The organism is Myxacorys sp., assembly GCF_059501405.1.
The window spans coordinates 16,317-30,732 of the sequence record NZ_JCACCM010000086.1 but is presented as its reverse complement, the minus strand read 5'-3'; the positions used below and the strand labels follow the sequence as shown (position 1 = coordinate 30,732).

Sequence of the window (14,416 nt, the reverse complement as noted above, 5' to 3'; positions counted from 1 at the left end):
TTCGAGATGTGCCGATTCCATGCTAATTCATCTTCTCATTCAGCAACGCCCTCCATAGCTTGTTCCCCATAGAATGTGACAAGCTGTGTCATGGTGATTGAGAATGCCTCAAACTAGAGTATTCAGGCATTTTCTAAAAAGTTGTGTTTCGCTATGTATGAACTAGGTTTAGCTGCTCTGTCTCTACTGATTTGGGTCTATCTGCTGGGGTTGCGGGGTCAGTTTTGGCGTACAGACCAGCAGCTTCAAGAGGACTCGATGAATGGGCACAATCCCAAAGCAGAAACTGCTGATTTTGCGTCCTCTGTTTGTGTGGTGATTCCTGCACGAGATGAAGCGGATCTGATTTCGGTGACGGTGCGATCGCTGCTGACACAACGCTATCCTGGTTCTCTCAACGTTTTTCTGGTAGATGATCACAGCACAGATGGCACGGCTGAAGCGGCTAGAGCAACCGCGAAAGCGCTTGGTAAATTGGATCAGCTACACGTGATCGCGGCTGCCCCATTGCCGAGCGGCTGGACAGGCAAACTTTGGGCACTCGAACAAGGTATTGAGCAGGCGATGGCGTTAAAGCCCGATTATATCTTGCTAACCGATGCCGATATAGAACACGATCCGACCAACGTAAGCAAGCTGGTTGCTAAAGCCGTGAATGACGATCGCGAGTTGGTCTCGTTAATGGTGCGCTTGCGGTGTGAAAGCTTTTGGGAAAAATTATTAATTCCGGCGTTTGTCTTCTTTTTTGCAAAGTTATATCCGTTTCGTTGGTCAAACGACCCCAACTCTGCGATCGCCGCGGCAGCGGGTGGTTGTAGCCTGATTCGCCGCGAAGCGTTAGTTCGGATTGGCGGAGTCGAAGCGATTCGCCACGCATTGATCGATGATTGTGCGCTGGCTCATGAAATTAAATCTAGTGGCTCTCGTAGAATTTGGCTTGGCTTGACGTCTGCCACTAAAAGTTTGCGTCCTTACGATTCCTTAAATACGATTTGGAGCATGGTGGTTCGGACTGCCTATACACAGTTAAATTATTCGCCTTGGCTGTTGCTCGGAGCGGTATCGGGAATGACGCTCGTTTATCTTGTTCCAATTATTAGTATTATTGTCGGCGTGATCGATAGCAATATAACTTTAGTGTTGGTCGGGATGTTGAATTACGCGCTAATGACGGTAAGTTATCTTCCAATCATTCGATTTTATGGCTGTTCGATCGGGTTTGGTTTTTGTTTGCCTGCGATCGCAGTTCTCTATACGTTGATGACAATTGATTCTGCGGTGAAACACTGGCAAGGTAACGGCGGCGCGTGGAAGGGGCGCGTGTATGAAACGCCGGGTGGTTATTAGAATTAGCGCGTTTACCCAAAAACAGGTAGAGACGCGATTAATCGCGTCTCTACCTGTTTTATATTGCGTTTCGTCGTTACATAATGCGTTCTATCGTCACATCGAATCGATCCGTTAACTGATTTTCAACAATTCCACATCGAAAATTAGGGTTGCATTCGGCGGAATCGGACCAATTCCCCGGCTGCCATATCCTAGTTCTGGCGGAATAATCAATTGACGACGACCACCTACCTTCATTGTGCTAACGCCTTCGTCCCAGCCCTTGATGACCTGACCCACTCCGATCTTAAAATCAAACGGCTGACCGCGATCGCGAGAACTGTCAAACTTCGTTCCATCTTCCAAGGTTCCCGTGTAGTGAACCGTCACCTTCTGACCCGATTTCGGCGAAGCGCCTGTTCCTTCTACTAGGTCGGTGTATTGCAGTCCAGAATCGGTTGTCACAGTTTTTTTCTCCTCAGTACTGTTGGTAGGGGCACTCACTGGCTTCAAATCGGCGGCTTGAGCAACGATGGTTGCAGGTTCGGTTGTGGGGAGGGGAGATGCAATGGCTTCAGTACGATTAGTAAGCTGCGCCACAACAATCACCGCACAACACGCTAGCATCAGGCCCAAACTGATCAGAATTTCTCTCACAATAGATCTCCTGAAATGTGCTTTCTCATTGTGCCACCGAACCCCAACCTTCAGCCCTGATTCCTACTTCCAAAGCTTATTCTCTAAATCTCGCATCTGACGCTCCAAGCGATCGAGCCGTCCGCGCAACTCATCCATTTCCGCTTGACGAGGAACACCCAAATCCATCAACACATTCCGCAATTGACGCTGCATTTGCACCTCAAAGCCGCCCTGCTCAGTCTTCATTTGCTTCATCAAATCATCGACAAAGCCCTTTGCCTGATCGGGATTTAGCTTGCCGTCCCTCACCCACTGATCGCTCACTTCCTTCAGCTTTTCTGCCATTAGAGACGTCGTCCCAATGCCGAGCATGACTAGCTGAGTTAGCCAATTGTTGTTTTCCATAGTGTTCGATTTGCAGCCCAATATATTCAGCCTACTGCACCTATTTTGACAAACCCTACTGGTTTTCCGAAATGCGTAGAAACCGTCCGTAAACATTTGTGGGTTTCCTCATGCTCCGCGCTAGCAGACAGAAATACCCAACCAGTGCGACACTAGATCACACCCGCCGTCAACCCTGTGTGTCATGTCAGATTCTCAAAGCATTAGCGCTGCTGTCGCAGAACTCTACAATACCTATCCATTCCCGCCAGAGCCACTGCTAGATGAACCACCTCCAGGTTACAATTGGCGCTGGAATTGGACGGCTGCCTACAACTTTTGCACCGGACAAAAGCCAGAGCGACAAAATATTCGGATTCTTGATGCAGGATGTGGAACAGGGGTTGGAACCGAGTATTTGGTTCACCTCAATCCTTCTGCAACGGTCGTTGGCATCGATCTCAGTCCTGGAACCTTGGCAGTCGCGAGAGAACGGTGTCAGCGATCGGGGGCAGATCGCGTTGAGTTTCACAATCTGAGTCTCTACGATGCGGATCAGCTTCCAGGTCAGTTTGACCTGATTAACTGTGTTGGTGTATTGCATCACTTACCCGATCCGATTCGTGGCATTCAGTCGCTGGCAACTAAACTTGCGCCCGGTGGAATTTTGCACATTTTCGTCTATGCAGAATTGGGACGCCAGGAAATTCAGTTAATGCAAAAAGCGATCGCGCTGCTGCAAGGAGAGCGCAAGGGTGACTATCGGGATGGCGTCTCGGTGGGTCGTCAAATTTTCGCGACGCTGCCAAAAAACAATCGGCTCGTCCGGCGAGAGCGAGAGCGTTGGGCAATGGAGAATCAGCGCGATGAGTGCTTTGCCGATATGTACGTTCATCCGCAGGAGATTGATTACACCATCGACACGCTATTTGAGCTGATCGATGCATCAGGTTTAAAGTTTCTCGGCTTCTCTAACCCGCGCTTGTGGCAGCCAGAACGCTTGCTTGGCAAGAATCCAGAACTGATGGAGCGAGCCAAAGAACTCAGCGATCGTCAGATCCATCGTTTGATCGAACTGCTTGACCCCGAATCGGTCACGCATTACGAATTCTTCCTCGCTCGTGGCGAACTGCCTCTCTTGGACTGGTCCTCTGATCAAGCGCTTTTGAATGCAATTCCTGAACGCAGTCCATGTATGGATGGCTGGGAAGGTCGCTCCTTGTTTAACTATGATTATCAATTCGTTAAGCTGTCAGAAGAGGAGTTTCAATTTATCCGGGCCTGCGATGCAAATCAAGATCAGCAACGGACGGTGCAAGAGCTTTTGAAAGAGGCTCCGCTGCCGTTAGAAAAAGTACGTGATTTACAAGCGCAACAACTGATTCTGTTGAGTCCACAGGTTTAGAATTGGTGATAATGAGCAGATGTAGCAGACGCTCTTGGCCGCGTTCTGCAAGCAGCGGATTTTTTGAACTACTCATCTGCTACATCTGCTACAAAACCCGCTGCCAACGAAGTTAAGAATGAAGTCGTTTTGGCAAAATTGCTCGTCAGTTAACCTGCCAATTTTGCCTTTACGAATGCCTGCACTTTCTTTCCGTCTGCTTTACCTTTTAGCTGCTGCATTGCAGAACTCATCACTTTGCCCATGTCTTTAGCAGACGAGGCTCCCACTTCAGCGATGATCTGGTCGATTACTTGAGCAACTTCATCGTCTGAGAGTTGTTGCGGCAAAAATTCTTCTACGATCGCTAACTCTTGGGCTTCTTGCTGTGCTAAATCGTCTCGTTTTGCAGCTTTATATTGCTCAATCGAGTCGCGCCGCTGTTTTGCGACTTGAGAGAGCACTTCCAGTTCCTGAGTCTCATTCAACTCCATCTGACCAGAAGGACGGACGCTCACTTCTTTTTCTAATAGAACCTTCTTAATGCTGCGAAGCGTTTCTAGACGGGTTTTGTCCTGAGCCTTCATCGCCGCTTTGATGCCTTCTGTAATGGTGTCTTTTAGGCTCATAGGGTCACTCCTTAAAAACGGCTGGAATGTTATAGGATACTGCGCCAGAACCATTGGCTGATCAAGTGTTGCTAATCGTTTCCTTCGGAGTTGCGCTCTGCGCTAATCGCACCCAACACCTTCAACGTTACCTTCTGTGCGTCTGTAATGCCATCGACTCCTGAAATGATCATGCCATCATAAGGTCGAGGCTTGTGCAGCACTTGCAGACACTCCCCGGTCTGCCGATCCCACAATCGGATTGTTTCGTCTTCACTGCCGCTTGCCACAACGCCGCCGTCAGAGCTGCACGCTACTGACCAAACGCGATCGCGGTGTCCGTCTAATACCTGCACCGCTCCCGTGTTCACATCCCAGAGTTTGACTGTGTGTTCGATGCCGCTACTAATAAAGGTGCGTCCATCAGCGCAGAACACCACAGACGATAAGCGATCGCCATCTTGAAATGTCTTTAAACACTGTCCTGTTTTCACATCCCACAGTTTCAAGGTGTGATCCTCGCTGGCACTGACTAGGGTCTGTCCATCGGGACTAAAGTCAATAGAGGTCACTCTGCGATCGTGATCTTTTAGCGTCTGCAAACATTGTCCGGTGTCTGGATTCCACAGTTGAATCGTGCAATCTTCGTCTCCACTCGCTAATAGCGCTCCATCGGGGCTGTAGGCGATCGACCAAATTCGGCTTTGGGCTGTGATAATTCGACAGCATTCACCACTCAACGTCCAGAGCCGAATGGTCTGATCAAAACTGCCGCTGGCCAAGATTTGCCCATCTGGACTAAACGCCACTGACAGTACCCAATTGGTATGTCCACGCAAAACTTTAGTCGGATCTTCGCCTTCTAGTGTCCAGAGATGAACGGTGTGATCTAGACTGCTGCTGGCGATGCGCTGACCATCGGGACTAAACACAACTGACCAGACCCAGTTGGTGTGGGCTTGCACTGTGTTGAGACATTGACCAGAGACGGTATCCCACAGGTTAACCGTGTTATCGGTGCTCGTGCTAGCAAGCAAGCTATGATGTGGACTAAACGCCACCGACAAAACGAAATTAGTGTAGCCTTGCAAGGTTTTGCGGCAGTCTCCAGAACGGCTCCACACTCGAACTGACTGGTCAGCACTACCACTTGCCATCCACACTCCACACGGACTAAACGCCACCGATCGCACGGGAGCACGATGCTGGTGCAACGTCTTGACGCATCGCTCAGTTCGCCAATCCCACAATTTCACGGTTTCGTCATAACTGGCGCTGGCGAGCAGTTGACCGTCGGGACTAAAGGTCACGTCCCGCACTTCGCCGATATGTCCTGATAAAGTTGTCACATCTTCAGTGACAAGGTTCCACAGTTTTACCGTTTCGTCTTCACTCGCACTTGCCAGCATCTCACCAGATGGATGAAACACGACGCCCCGAACGGCACTACTGTGCCCTTCTAACGTTTGGATGCATTCTCCGGTCGAGATGTCCCAGCGTTTGATCGTGCGATCGTCACTGCCGCTCACGAGAGTCTGACCATCGGGGCTAAACGCGATCGCGCAGATCCAGTGTTGATGTCCACTCAAAATCTGAACGCATTTTCCCGTGCGAGCATCCCAGAGGCGAATCGTGCGATCGGCGCTACTGCTGGCCACAAGGGATTGAACTGGACTAAACGCCACGGCAATCACCCATTCAAGGTGCCCCTGCAAAGTGTGTAGGCAGGCTCCTGTTGCCACATCCCACAGTTTGACAAACGTATCGGCACTGGCACTCGCCAAGGTCTTGCCATCGGCACTAAACGAAATGTCGCACACCCAATGCCGATGTCCTTGCAGCGTGACTCGCTTCTGTCCGTCGGCAACGCTCCAGAGATGCACCTCTCCCGCCGTATCGCTGGCTGCCAGTAGGGTTCCATCAGGGCTGTAGGCAACTGACCAGACGTTGCCCAAGGTATCTGAGAATAACGATTTATGTAAGCTGGCGTTGGTGAAATTGACGTGATGCAGCGTTGCACCTTGAAGATAGGCTTGCCAAACGGCTAACTCGGAAAAGTCGTATCCGGTCAGATCAACCTTGGCACAACACAAGAGATTGAGAACGTTTCCGGCTCCATAACCAGGAGCGCAGCCAAATTCTTGCCGCAGCGATCGCAGCACTTGCCGCAGCTTGTCCTCAAAATCACCATGACAATGAGACGGAGCCGTGAGCCGATCCAGCAAAGGTTGCACAATCATCCGGCTCTGACTTTCTCGAATGTAGTCTTCTGCACTCGCTTTCATCAGCGCGTGGGTCATGAACAGATTGAATTCACCCGTCAGAATTTCCTTATAAATCTGGCTGATCAGTTGATCAATCACATACTCCATGACCACGGGCTGTTGCGTGAAATTGGCTCCACGTTTTTCAACTAACGGTCTGCGGGCTAAAGATGCTAGCGCTTCTAGTAATTGGCGTTTTGGTACCGGAGGAACAATGTCGTCTGCCAGTTCCGCGATCGACACGCCATTCCGGTTGATTGCGATCCAATACATCATCTGCTTCTCTAAATCAGAGAGCCGATCAAACTGTTCGTCTAACAGTTGAGAAATATCGCCAAACACAGAGGTTTCTTGGTTCAAAAACTCAGCCACATTCCCATCAAACAATTCTTGAATTGTGGCAGCCGCGATCTTCAGCGCTAAGGGATTCCCAGTATAAAGATCGGTCAAATTTTCAAACGTTTGCTCAGTGGCGGTGAGGGATTTGGGCTTCAGTAGTTGATGAACATCAGACGCAGCGAGTCCTGTCAGCCGGAAAGAACGAATGGTGTCTCCTTCAAGCGCAGCGACTTCTCGCGGCTTTTCTCGACTAGTGATCACTAAACAGCTTTGATGCACCGTTTCACCGATTCGGCGGAACAAGGCTCCGTAAGCTTCATACCCGATCGGGTACTGTCCGGTCTGCTCACCGCTCCCTAGAATAGATTCGGCGTTATCTAGAATCAGGAGGCAGCGCGACGATCGCAGGTAGTGCATTAACCGCCCAATCTTACCGTCCACGGTTTCGGGGAGTTCGGTTTCCTGCTGCCTTGAGAGAAATTGAATCACGTCAGCCAGAATGTTCTCAATCGGAGGGGCGTCTCGCAGCGATCGCCAGATCACCTGCTCAAACTGGTCTTGTAGTGCTGTTGCCAACTTTACAGAAAGCACCGTTTTACCAATGCCGCCCATCCCTAGGATGGTCACTAAGCGGCACCCATCTTGGATGATCCAGCGTTGCAATTCTGCAAGCTCATAGGAGCGTCCGCAAAAGCTGGAAACATCGATCACTTCACCCCAGTCATAGTGAGGAGCGGGATGGGGAGAATGGGGAACGCCGTTAGGCGGCAGAGACTGCGAAGCAATGGTTAGAAGGTTGTTGTCTTCATCTATGACTCGACTCGACGCCCACTGTCTGAGGACAACTCGAAAGTTACTCTTGGTCACTCGCTGCCCAACGTGTTCTGAGAGTGTCTGCCAAAGTTGAGATCCGACTAGCTTCACATAGTCCGGATCGTAGCCTTTGGTGATGGCCATTTGTTCGTACGTTTGCCCTTCACACGCCAGACGAAAGACCGTTTCTTGCAGGTCGGTCAATCGCTCTCGTTCCAAAATGCTGTCTAGCACCCTTAGTGCTTCATCGATATTCATAGTTGATTGCACCCTACCCAGATTGATTGAAGGAGCGATTTAGATTCCAGAGCCTTCATCTGAACCTGTGGGTTCTTACGTGATTGGGCGCTGGTCGCTTCAAATGGTATGAATTTCAACCCGCCTCAGGGAAATTACGGAGCTATTTTCATTGTGGAACAAACCCTAAGGATTCACAACTAACGTTTTATAACGTTTGTGTTGCTGCAAGTCCTAACTTTTTCCCACAGACCTACTAGACCTGTTTGTTTTATTGTCTTGAATACAGGCGGTCGAGAAAGGCAATAGGTTATGGAGCCAGGACTTCCCAGTCTACATCCTTCACTTTCCATTCTCCTCCCCCTGCATAATACGGTTTGCTCAACCGTAGTAAGTCAATAACTGCCGTTCATTCGCCCCAAAACAATGACGAACCTGAACTTCTCACAAATCGCGAATCGGTTTCTGTTATCTGTACTAGAAGGTTTAGTCGATGGCATTCTGATGATTAATGTTGACGGCGACCTGATGTACGCAAACTCGTGTGCCGCAGAAATCTGTCAGAAGCTCAATGCCGAAGCTAATCATCTTCCTGCGGAGGTCTGGCGTTCCTGTAAAGCGCTAATTGAAAGCCGAGATCTCTATGGCGATCGCCCATTGGTGATCGAATCAGAACTGACGACTCCAGAGGGCCAAACCTATCGAACTCGCGCTCAGTGGCTCACGCTCGACGAGTTCGAGCAACCCTGTCTGCTGGTTCGACTCGAAGATCAGCAACAGTCTCTTCAAAGCCTTGTGTTTTCTGAGTCGAGGATGTTTGGCTTGACGCCTCGTGAGGCGGAAGTATGGTTTTTGCGCCGTTGCAACTTGTCTCGCAAGGAAATTGCGGCGCGACTGTTCATTACCATCGACACGGTAAAGAAACACTTAGGCAACATTCAGACAAAGCGCCAAGCTAATCAGGAGGGATGGTGCTGAGAGAGAAAAGATAAAAACTAGAGATGAGAACTTATCAAGCTTTGGCTTTGATCAGTTCTCATCTCCTAACGTTAAGTACGTCAACACAAAAAAGATGTAATAAATTTTGTCTCTTTATAACGATGAGCGCTCAAAAATTGTTCGAGATTCCGAAGCTTGGTTTTTCAATTTGAAAGAACAGGAGTGATCGCTAGGATTAGGCAGAGATAGCAATAAGTCTGTGAAACTCAAAAAAGACATTCAAGTTTTAGAACGGGTTTGACTATTGACCGGGTGGCAGTTGAGAAGATTGACCACCCGCTAACAGTTGAGTCTTCATAGCAGCGAGTTCGGCATCAATTTCATCCGTTTCACCGAGCGCTTCAATCCGTTTTTCAAGATCGGTGCTGCCCAGTTCTGCGATCGCTTCTGAATTTGCCTCAAGCTGCAATACTTTATCTTCCATCCGCTCAAATGCATTCATGGCGCTACCCGTTCCCACGCGACCCAGCATTTCTTGAATCTGAACCGAGGCTTTGGCAGAGCGGGCACGGGCAATGTAGAGATCTTTTTTCGTTTTCGCTTCCTGAATTTTGCTCTCCAGTTTCATCATGTTTTGCTTCAGCCCAGTGACCACTTCCGACTGCTGACCGAGTTGCGCTTCCATCGCTTCGGCTGTGTCTAAATACGATTTGCGGCGAGTTAAAGCTTCTCGTGCGAGAGCTTCATCTCCTTTTTGCAGGGCAAGTTGCGCACGACGATACCACTCGTCAGACGTGGAGCGAGCTTGTGACGCCTGGCGTTCAGTGCGTTTTTGAGTTGCGATCGCGTGTGCCACCGCTTGACGAAGCTGAATCAACTCATCCTGCATATCCAACACCGCTTGCTCCAGAATTTTTTCTGGATCTTCCATCTGTCCGATGAAATCGTTGATATTTGCACGAATGGCACGCCAGATTCGATCAAACAGTCCCATAGCAGATCTCCGGTAGGTGGGGTATGGGGTGTAGAGAGTGAGACGTCAAGAAAAGATGCTGATCAAAGCAATTTTTCTCTAGATCCCATCTCCTGTCCCCGCTTGCCGATTTTCCTCAATACTACCGTAGGATACAAAACCTCTTGCAAGAGTGAACTAGCAACAATTTTTTTAGCAGAGTCAACGCTTTGTCTTCCGTTGATGGTTCTACTGGTCTGTCAAATTTAGATGAATGGGTTTGGAAAGAGTGAGGGATGAGGGATGAAGTAAGCACGGTCATTCTTCCATCCTTACATTTCACTTCTCATCCCTCATCCCTCATTTCTAATCGCTCTACCGCTGATTGATATCTGCTGAAATTCCTTGGTTTTGCAAGGCTTGAGCTTTTTGTTGAGCTTCCACTTGATTCTTAGCCGCACCAAGTTGAATCTTGCCGTCAGGACGCAGGTAAGCATCAGGAGCAACCTTGCGAGCCGCATCTAAAGAGCGATCGCCAGTAAACGGAATTTCCACTTTATAAGGGTGATTTTCATTTGAAGTTCGACTGACAACGGTTGGAGCAGCTTGAACAGGCGGAGAGTAAACTTTAGCTCGAACGGGAGGACTATAGCTTCTGATCGGCGGCAGCGGACTATAGCTTCTAGCAGGGGCAGGATTGTGACTTCTGGCAGGGGCAGGACTGTAGCTGCGTTGCGATTGTAGGGAGGGTCGCTGCCCAGAGTAGCTTGATCCACCGCTCGAAGAAGAGGCACTATAGCGGTTCGCATAACTCGATGAGGTTCCTGAGGAGTAGCTTCTGGCAGGAGCAGATTGAGAACGACTAGGCGGTGCGGCACTACTAGCTGTTGCTCCTGTGGATGAGGCAGTTCCTCCTGAAAAGCTAGGTGCCGGAGGAGAGACGACAGCGCCACCATTCGACTGCTCGTTTGAGCCGGGTTGCTGTGTCTTTGAAGAAGCAGAGGGTTGCAAAGTAGATTGGCTAGCGGTTCCTACGGAGTTGCGCCCCGCGCTAATCGGAACGTTTCCCCGGGGTGCGCTCTTTAACGTCGCGAGATTGTCGAGTCCCAAGTTCACAAATTCTTGAGAATCCAAGGGTACACCCACTGGAACGTCGCTTTCCCCGACAGGATTGGTCGTTGTTTGACGAATAGCAGGAGTCTCACGCTTAGCAAAAATGCTGCCGATATTTCGCAGACTAGCGGGATTCATAATCACATATCCAAACATGGCGCTAGAGAGCAACAGCACCAGCATGGAGCCAACACCAAGCGGTGTTACCAAGCTTTCTAGAAAACTGCGTTCCACTTCAACTTGAGACTCTTCTCGCGATAGGCTTTGAAGCAATTCTTCAGAAGATTCTAAGTAATCCTCAGGAGGAGCGTTAGTTTCGGTTAGATCAGCGCGATTCGCTCTGCGAAGCTCCGAAGGATCGTCTAGATCTGGATCGGGTTCTTGGGTCGTCTCTGAGGGAGACAACGCACCATGTTCTGCCCCGGAATCTAAATCTAGATCGAGGGCAAGCCGCGCAAGTTCTGTCGAGGACTCGGAAGCATTTACATTCAAATCCTCAACACCTTGATCTTGAGAAAATGCTTTGGAGACGGAATGAGCGCCGACTAGTTGAGGAGAACTAGCGGCTCCAAGTGAAAGCATTGCTGCTTTAATCTGCTTTTGTTTTGGAGGAGCAATGATCGATGAAAGGGAGTGTCCCACTTGTACGGTCCCACGTTGGGGTACTCGTTGCCGTCGATATCGAGTTAATTCATCATCTAATCGAATATCTAAGCAGTCCAGGGCCCGCTGTAGTTTAGGATGGATAGACTCACTCGACGCATCGTGACGCATGTAGCACTCCAGATAATTCGCCATTCGGAGTTCGTAATTGACTAGATGTAAATTACGAATTTTTACCAGATAGTTTGCGTATTTAGTGTAGTTCAGACTTTAAGAAATGAAGCAGTTTATTCGCGCTTGAATCGCTTCTACACCAGAATAGATAAGCCGCAACCGTGCTAGTACGGGAAAACTATTAGTACAGAAACATGGGTAGTACAGCAACATTTCGTAGGAGTTACTTAACTTACCACGCAGCGATCGTAGAATTTACCTCTGACAGACGACAGGCCACGAGTGAGGATTTATGTTAGAGATTCAACAGCTTCTCCAATCTTTTGAATTACCTCAAAGCCAAGAACAGCAGCAGTTCGAGCAAATCTTAGCGAGTTGGACAGCGTGTGTTGGGGACGCGATCGCAGCGCAAGCTCGTCCGCTTTCAGTTCAGCGAAATGTTCTACAAGTCGCCGTTTCTAGTCCGGTATGGACGCAAACTCTTGTATTCGAGCGGCCCAAGATTCTACAGAAACTAAACGATCGCTTGGCAGATCCGCTAGAAGAGATTCGGTTTTCCACAGTTCAATGGCATCAGCAGCCCTTACTATCTACCTCTGCTGATCCAACAACTGTGTGGACTAATCATCCTTGTCGGTGCTCAGATGCGAGTCTTGCCAAAGGGAATGGTAAAGCAGCGACGTCTTCTCAAGCTTCCCAACTGTGTCTCACTCCAGAAACTGCCTTTGACCAATGGCTGACCCGCATTCAACAACGTAGCCAGCACTTGCCAGTGTGTCCTCAATGCCAGTGTCCAACCCCATTCGGAGAACTAGAACGCTGGGGAGTCTGTTCACTCTGCTCGGCGCAGAAGCAGTAATATACATATCTTTTGATATCTGTAAACCGTCATTCTAAGGGTATTTGTATCTAACTTTCATCAGAAGTTTGTGGAGGTTTAGAAGAGCATACTTACGTATCAAGACAAATTGAAACTTAGCATACCCTGCAGGAATAATTACAGTTAGAAACCTTATTTATTTCTAAAACATTGAGTTGACAGGAATGTATAAACGTCTAGTGTTTAACTTGATCCCTGACCAGTTTGAGGCAAAATTCCTATAATTTCGTTCAATTTAAAAAAATCGAGTTAAATAAATAGCCACTGCAATGTAATTCTAAAAAGAATCTAAAATCAGTTTGCTGCGTCTAAAACCTTAGAACCGTTATATAACAACACATTTAAGTTGTTTGATGAAGCGATGACATAAAAAATAGAAGGCAGAATAGATCGTGGGAATACTGCTTTAAGTCTGAAGCAAGAAAGTAAGTTGAAAATTGTTTCAACATGTCAAGAAAATTGTTTTTTCCTCACAGCTACTTAAGCGGCACGCTCTCTGAGTTGCGGCTTAAGTCATGAGTCTTGTTTTTAATCAGTCAAATTCCGTTAAAAATCCTCTAAACTATGCAACGTTCTGACTTCTTCACCTCAGCTTGTCGCCATTGTCGGCACTACCTTCCGCAAGGTAGACGCGGAGGACATTGTTCTCAACTAGATGTGCCGGTTCAGGGGCGGTGGAAAGCTTGCGCGATTGCCGCACCCGTTTTTGAACCTGCATGGGAATTTGACGGACTTCCAATGTGGCAACAAGAACGGTTGGAGGTACTGCAATCTCCGGTGCCTACTCTTCTGGAAGCAGCAGACGTTGCTGTAGTTAGTAATTCCTAGCTTGAGCAGCATTCTGAGATCGCGCTTGATGCAATGCCATTGATGCCACTTCCTACAGGGATATAGCTTTCGCGCCGTGATCACGGCGCGATTTTTTAAGGCAGCCAAGGGTATTTGCGAAAATTGGGCGGGCGTTTTTCTAGAAACGCTTGCTTGCCCTCCGATCCTTCTTCACTCATGTAGTAGAGCATAGTCGCGTTGCCTGCTAGTTCTTGTAGTCCGGCTTGTCCGTCGCAGTCTGCGTTAAATGCGGCCTTGAGACAACGAATCGCGATCGGGCTTTTCTCTAGAATTTCATTTGCCCAAATGAGGCCTTCTGCTTCAAGCTGCTCGATCGGAACGACGCAGTTAATAAGTCCCATCTCTAACGCTTGAGCGGCGGTGTATTGGCGGCAGAGATACCAAATTTCTCGCGCTTTCTTTTGCCCGACAATCCGAGCCATATAGCTTGCTCCAAATCCTCCATCAAAGCTGCCAACTTTAGGTCCGGTCTGACCAAAGATGGCGTTTTCAGCCGCGATCGTTAGATCACACAGCACTTGCAGAACGTTCCCACCGCCGATCGCATAGCCTGCGACCAAGGCAATCACCACTTTTGGCATGGAGCGAATTAAGCGCTGTAAATCCAGCACGTTTAGACGCGGTACGCCTTCATCATCTATGTATCCTGCGTGACCCCGGACACTTTGATCGCCTCCAGAGCAGAAGGCGTATTTGCCGTCGGTGTGAGGCCCAGCTCCGGTTAGCAAGACAACGCCAACACGGCTGTCTTCACGGGCATTCGCAAAGGCGTCGTATAGTTCTACGATCGTTTTGGGGCGGAAGGCGTTGCGCTTGTGGGGTCGGTTGATCGTAATTTTGGCGATTCCGTCGGTTTTGTGATAAAGAATGTCTTCGTAGGTTTTAGCGATGTGCCAGTCAGAGGTCATG

The 14,416-nt window shown here is 49.0% G+C and carries 12 protein-coding genes; 5 read left to right on the top strand and 7 right to left on the bottom strand.

Annotated features, from left to right (window positions below; all coding sequences use genetic code 11):
- The first annotated feature begins 153 nt into the window (after positions 1-153).
- Positions 154-1,347: a glycosyltransferase gene (locus tag AC5I6P_RS09215; RefSeq protein WP_495693452.1), complete on the top strand. Its 1,194-nt coding sequence runs from the start codon at positions 154-156 to the stop codon at positions 1,345-1,347.
- 114 nt (positions 1,348-1,461) lie between these two features.
- On the opposite strand, the gene AC5I6P_RS09210 is transcribed toward AC5I6P_RS09215, so the two are convergent.
- On the bottom strand, positions 1,462-1,986 hold the full coding sequence (locus tag AC5I6P_RS09210; RefSeq protein ID WP_495693451.1) for an FKBP-type peptidyl-prolyl cis-trans isomerase: 525 nt from the start codon (positions 1,984-1,986) through the stop codon (positions 1,462-1,464).
- A gap of 63 nt (positions 1,987-2,049) precedes the next feature.
- Positions 2,050-2,373 (bottom strand): phasin family protein, encoded by a 324-nt coding sequence (locus AC5I6P_RS09205; RefSeq protein WP_495693450.1) that lies wholly within the window; start codon positions 2,371-2,373, stop codon positions 2,050-2,052.
- Positions 2,374-2,557: 184 nt separating this feature from the next.
- Here AC5I6P_RS09205 and AC5I6P_RS09200 point away from each other — a divergent pair, with 184 nt between their 5' ends.
- Complete coding sequence (locus tag AC5I6P_RS09200) at positions 2,558-3,757, top strand: class I SAM-dependent methyltransferase (protein ID WP_495693449.1); 1,200 nt, start codon at positions 2,558-2,560, stop codon at positions 3,755-3,757.
- A gap of 149 nt (positions 3,758-3,906) precedes the next feature.
- Here the strand turns inward: AC5I6P_RS09200 and AC5I6P_RS09195 are convergent, their stop codons facing one another.
- Positions 3,907-4,365 carry a GatB/YqeY domain-containing protein gene (locus AC5I6P_RS09195; protein ID WP_495693448.1) on the bottom strand — a complete coding sequence of 153 codons (459 nt, stop codon included), beginning with the start codon at positions 4,363-4,365 and terminating at the stop codon, positions 3,907-3,909.
- Between the two features lie 71 nt (positions 4,366-4,436).
- Entirely contained in the window at positions 4,437-8,018 is a 3,582-nt protein-coding gene (locus AC5I6P_RS09190; RefSeq protein ID WP_495693447.1) for a WD40 repeat domain-containing protein, read from the bottom strand.
- 405 nt (positions 8,019-8,423) lie between these two features.
- On the opposite strand from AC5I6P_RS09190, the gene AC5I6P_RS09185 reads away from it, so the two are divergent.
- Complete coding sequence (locus tag AC5I6P_RS09185; protein WP_495693446.1) at positions 8,424-8,975, top strand: helix-turn-helix transcriptional regulator; 552 nt, start codon at positions 8,424-8,426, stop codon at positions 8,973-8,975.
- Positions 8,976-9,237: 262 nt separating this feature from the next.
- On the opposite strand, the gene AC5I6P_RS09180 is transcribed toward AC5I6P_RS09185, so the two are convergent.
- Positions 9,238-9,930 carry a PspA/IM30 family protein gene (locus AC5I6P_RS09180; RefSeq protein ID WP_495693445.1) on the bottom strand — a complete coding sequence of 231 codons (693 nt, stop codon included), beginning with the start codon at positions 9,928-9,930 and terminating at the stop codon, positions 9,238-9,240.
- Positions 9,931-10,263: 333 nt separating this feature from the next.
- On the bottom strand, positions 10,264-11,799 hold the full coding sequence (locus AC5I6P_RS09175) for a hypothetical protein (protein WP_495693444.1): 1,536 nt from the start codon (positions 11,797-11,799) through the stop codon (positions 10,264-10,266).
- A gap of 271 nt (positions 11,800-12,070) precedes the next feature.
- Between AC5I6P_RS09175 and AC5I6P_RS09170 the strand changes: the two genes are divergently transcribed.
- Both AC5I6P_RS09170 and AC5I6P_RS09165 read left to right on the top strand, forming a co-directional pair.
- Positions 12,071-12,637, top strand: coding sequence for a DciA family protein (locus AC5I6P_RS09170; RefSeq protein WP_495693443.1), 567 nt, complete (start codon positions 12,071-12,073; stop codon positions 12,635-12,637).
- A 585-nt stretch (positions 12,638-13,222) separates the two neighbouring features.
- Complete coding sequence (locus AC5I6P_RS09165) at positions 13,223-13,486, top strand: hypothetical protein (RefSeq protein ID WP_495693442.1); 264 nt, start codon at positions 13,223-13,225, stop codon at positions 13,484-13,486.
- Positions 13,487-13,581: 95 nt separating this feature from the next.
- On the opposite strand, the gene menB is transcribed toward AC5I6P_RS09165, so the two are convergent.
- Complete coding sequence (gene menB, locus AC5I6P_RS09160; RefSeq protein ID WP_495693441.1) at positions 13,582-14,415, bottom strand: 1,4-dihydroxy-2-naphthoyl-CoA synthase; 834 nt, start codon at positions 14,413-14,415, stop codon at positions 13,582-13,584.
- Position 14,416: the final 1 nt, after the last annotated feature.

What these genes read in the sequence shown, in the direction of transcription:
- AC5I6P_RS09205 (WP_495693450.1), bottom strand. Translation starts at nt 2,373, where the DNA reads ATGGAAAACAACAATTGGCTAACTCAGCTAGTCATGCTCGGCATTGGG.
- AC5I6P_RS09185 (WP_495693446.1), top strand. Translation starts at nt 8,424, where the DNA reads ATGACGAACCTGAACTTCTCACAAATCGCGAATCGGTTTCTGTTATCT.
- AC5I6P_RS09215 (WP_495693452.1), top strand. Translation starts at nt 154, where the DNA reads ATGTATGAACTAGGTTTAGCTGCTCTGTCTCTACTGATTTGGGTCTAT.
- menB (WP_495693441.1), bottom strand. Translation starts at nt 14,415, where the DNA reads ATGACCTCTGACTGGCACATCGCTAAAACCTACGAAGACATTCTTTAT.
- AC5I6P_RS09195 (WP_495693448.1), bottom strand. Translation starts at nt 4,365, where the DNA reads ATGAGCCTAAAAGACACCATTACAGAAGGCATCAAAGCGGCGATGAAG.
- AC5I6P_RS09165 (WP_495693442.1), top strand. Translation starts at nt 13,223, where the DNA reads ATGCAACGTTCTGACTTCTTCACCTCAGCTTGTCGCCATTGTCGGCAC.
- AC5I6P_RS09190 (WP_495693447.1), bottom strand. Translation starts at nt 8,018, where the DNA reads ATGAATATCGATGAAGCACTAAGGGTGCTAGACAGCATTTTGGAACGA.
- AC5I6P_RS09175 (WP_495693444.1), bottom strand. Translation starts at nt 11,799, where the DNA reads ATGGCGAATTATCTGGAGTGCTACATGCGTCACGATGCGTCGAGTGAG.
- AC5I6P_RS09180 (WP_495693445.1), bottom strand. Translation starts at nt 9,930, where the DNA reads ATGGGACTGTTTGATCGAATCTGGCGTGCCATTCGTGCAAATATCAAC.
- AC5I6P_RS09200 (WP_495693449.1), top strand. Translation starts at nt 2,558, where the DNA reads ATGTCAGATTCTCAAAGCATTAGCGCTGCTGTCGCAGAACTCTACAAT.
- AC5I6P_RS09170 (WP_495693443.1), top strand. Translation starts at nt 12,071, where the DNA reads ATGTTAGAGATTCAACAGCTTCTCCAATCTTTTGAATTACCTCAAAGC.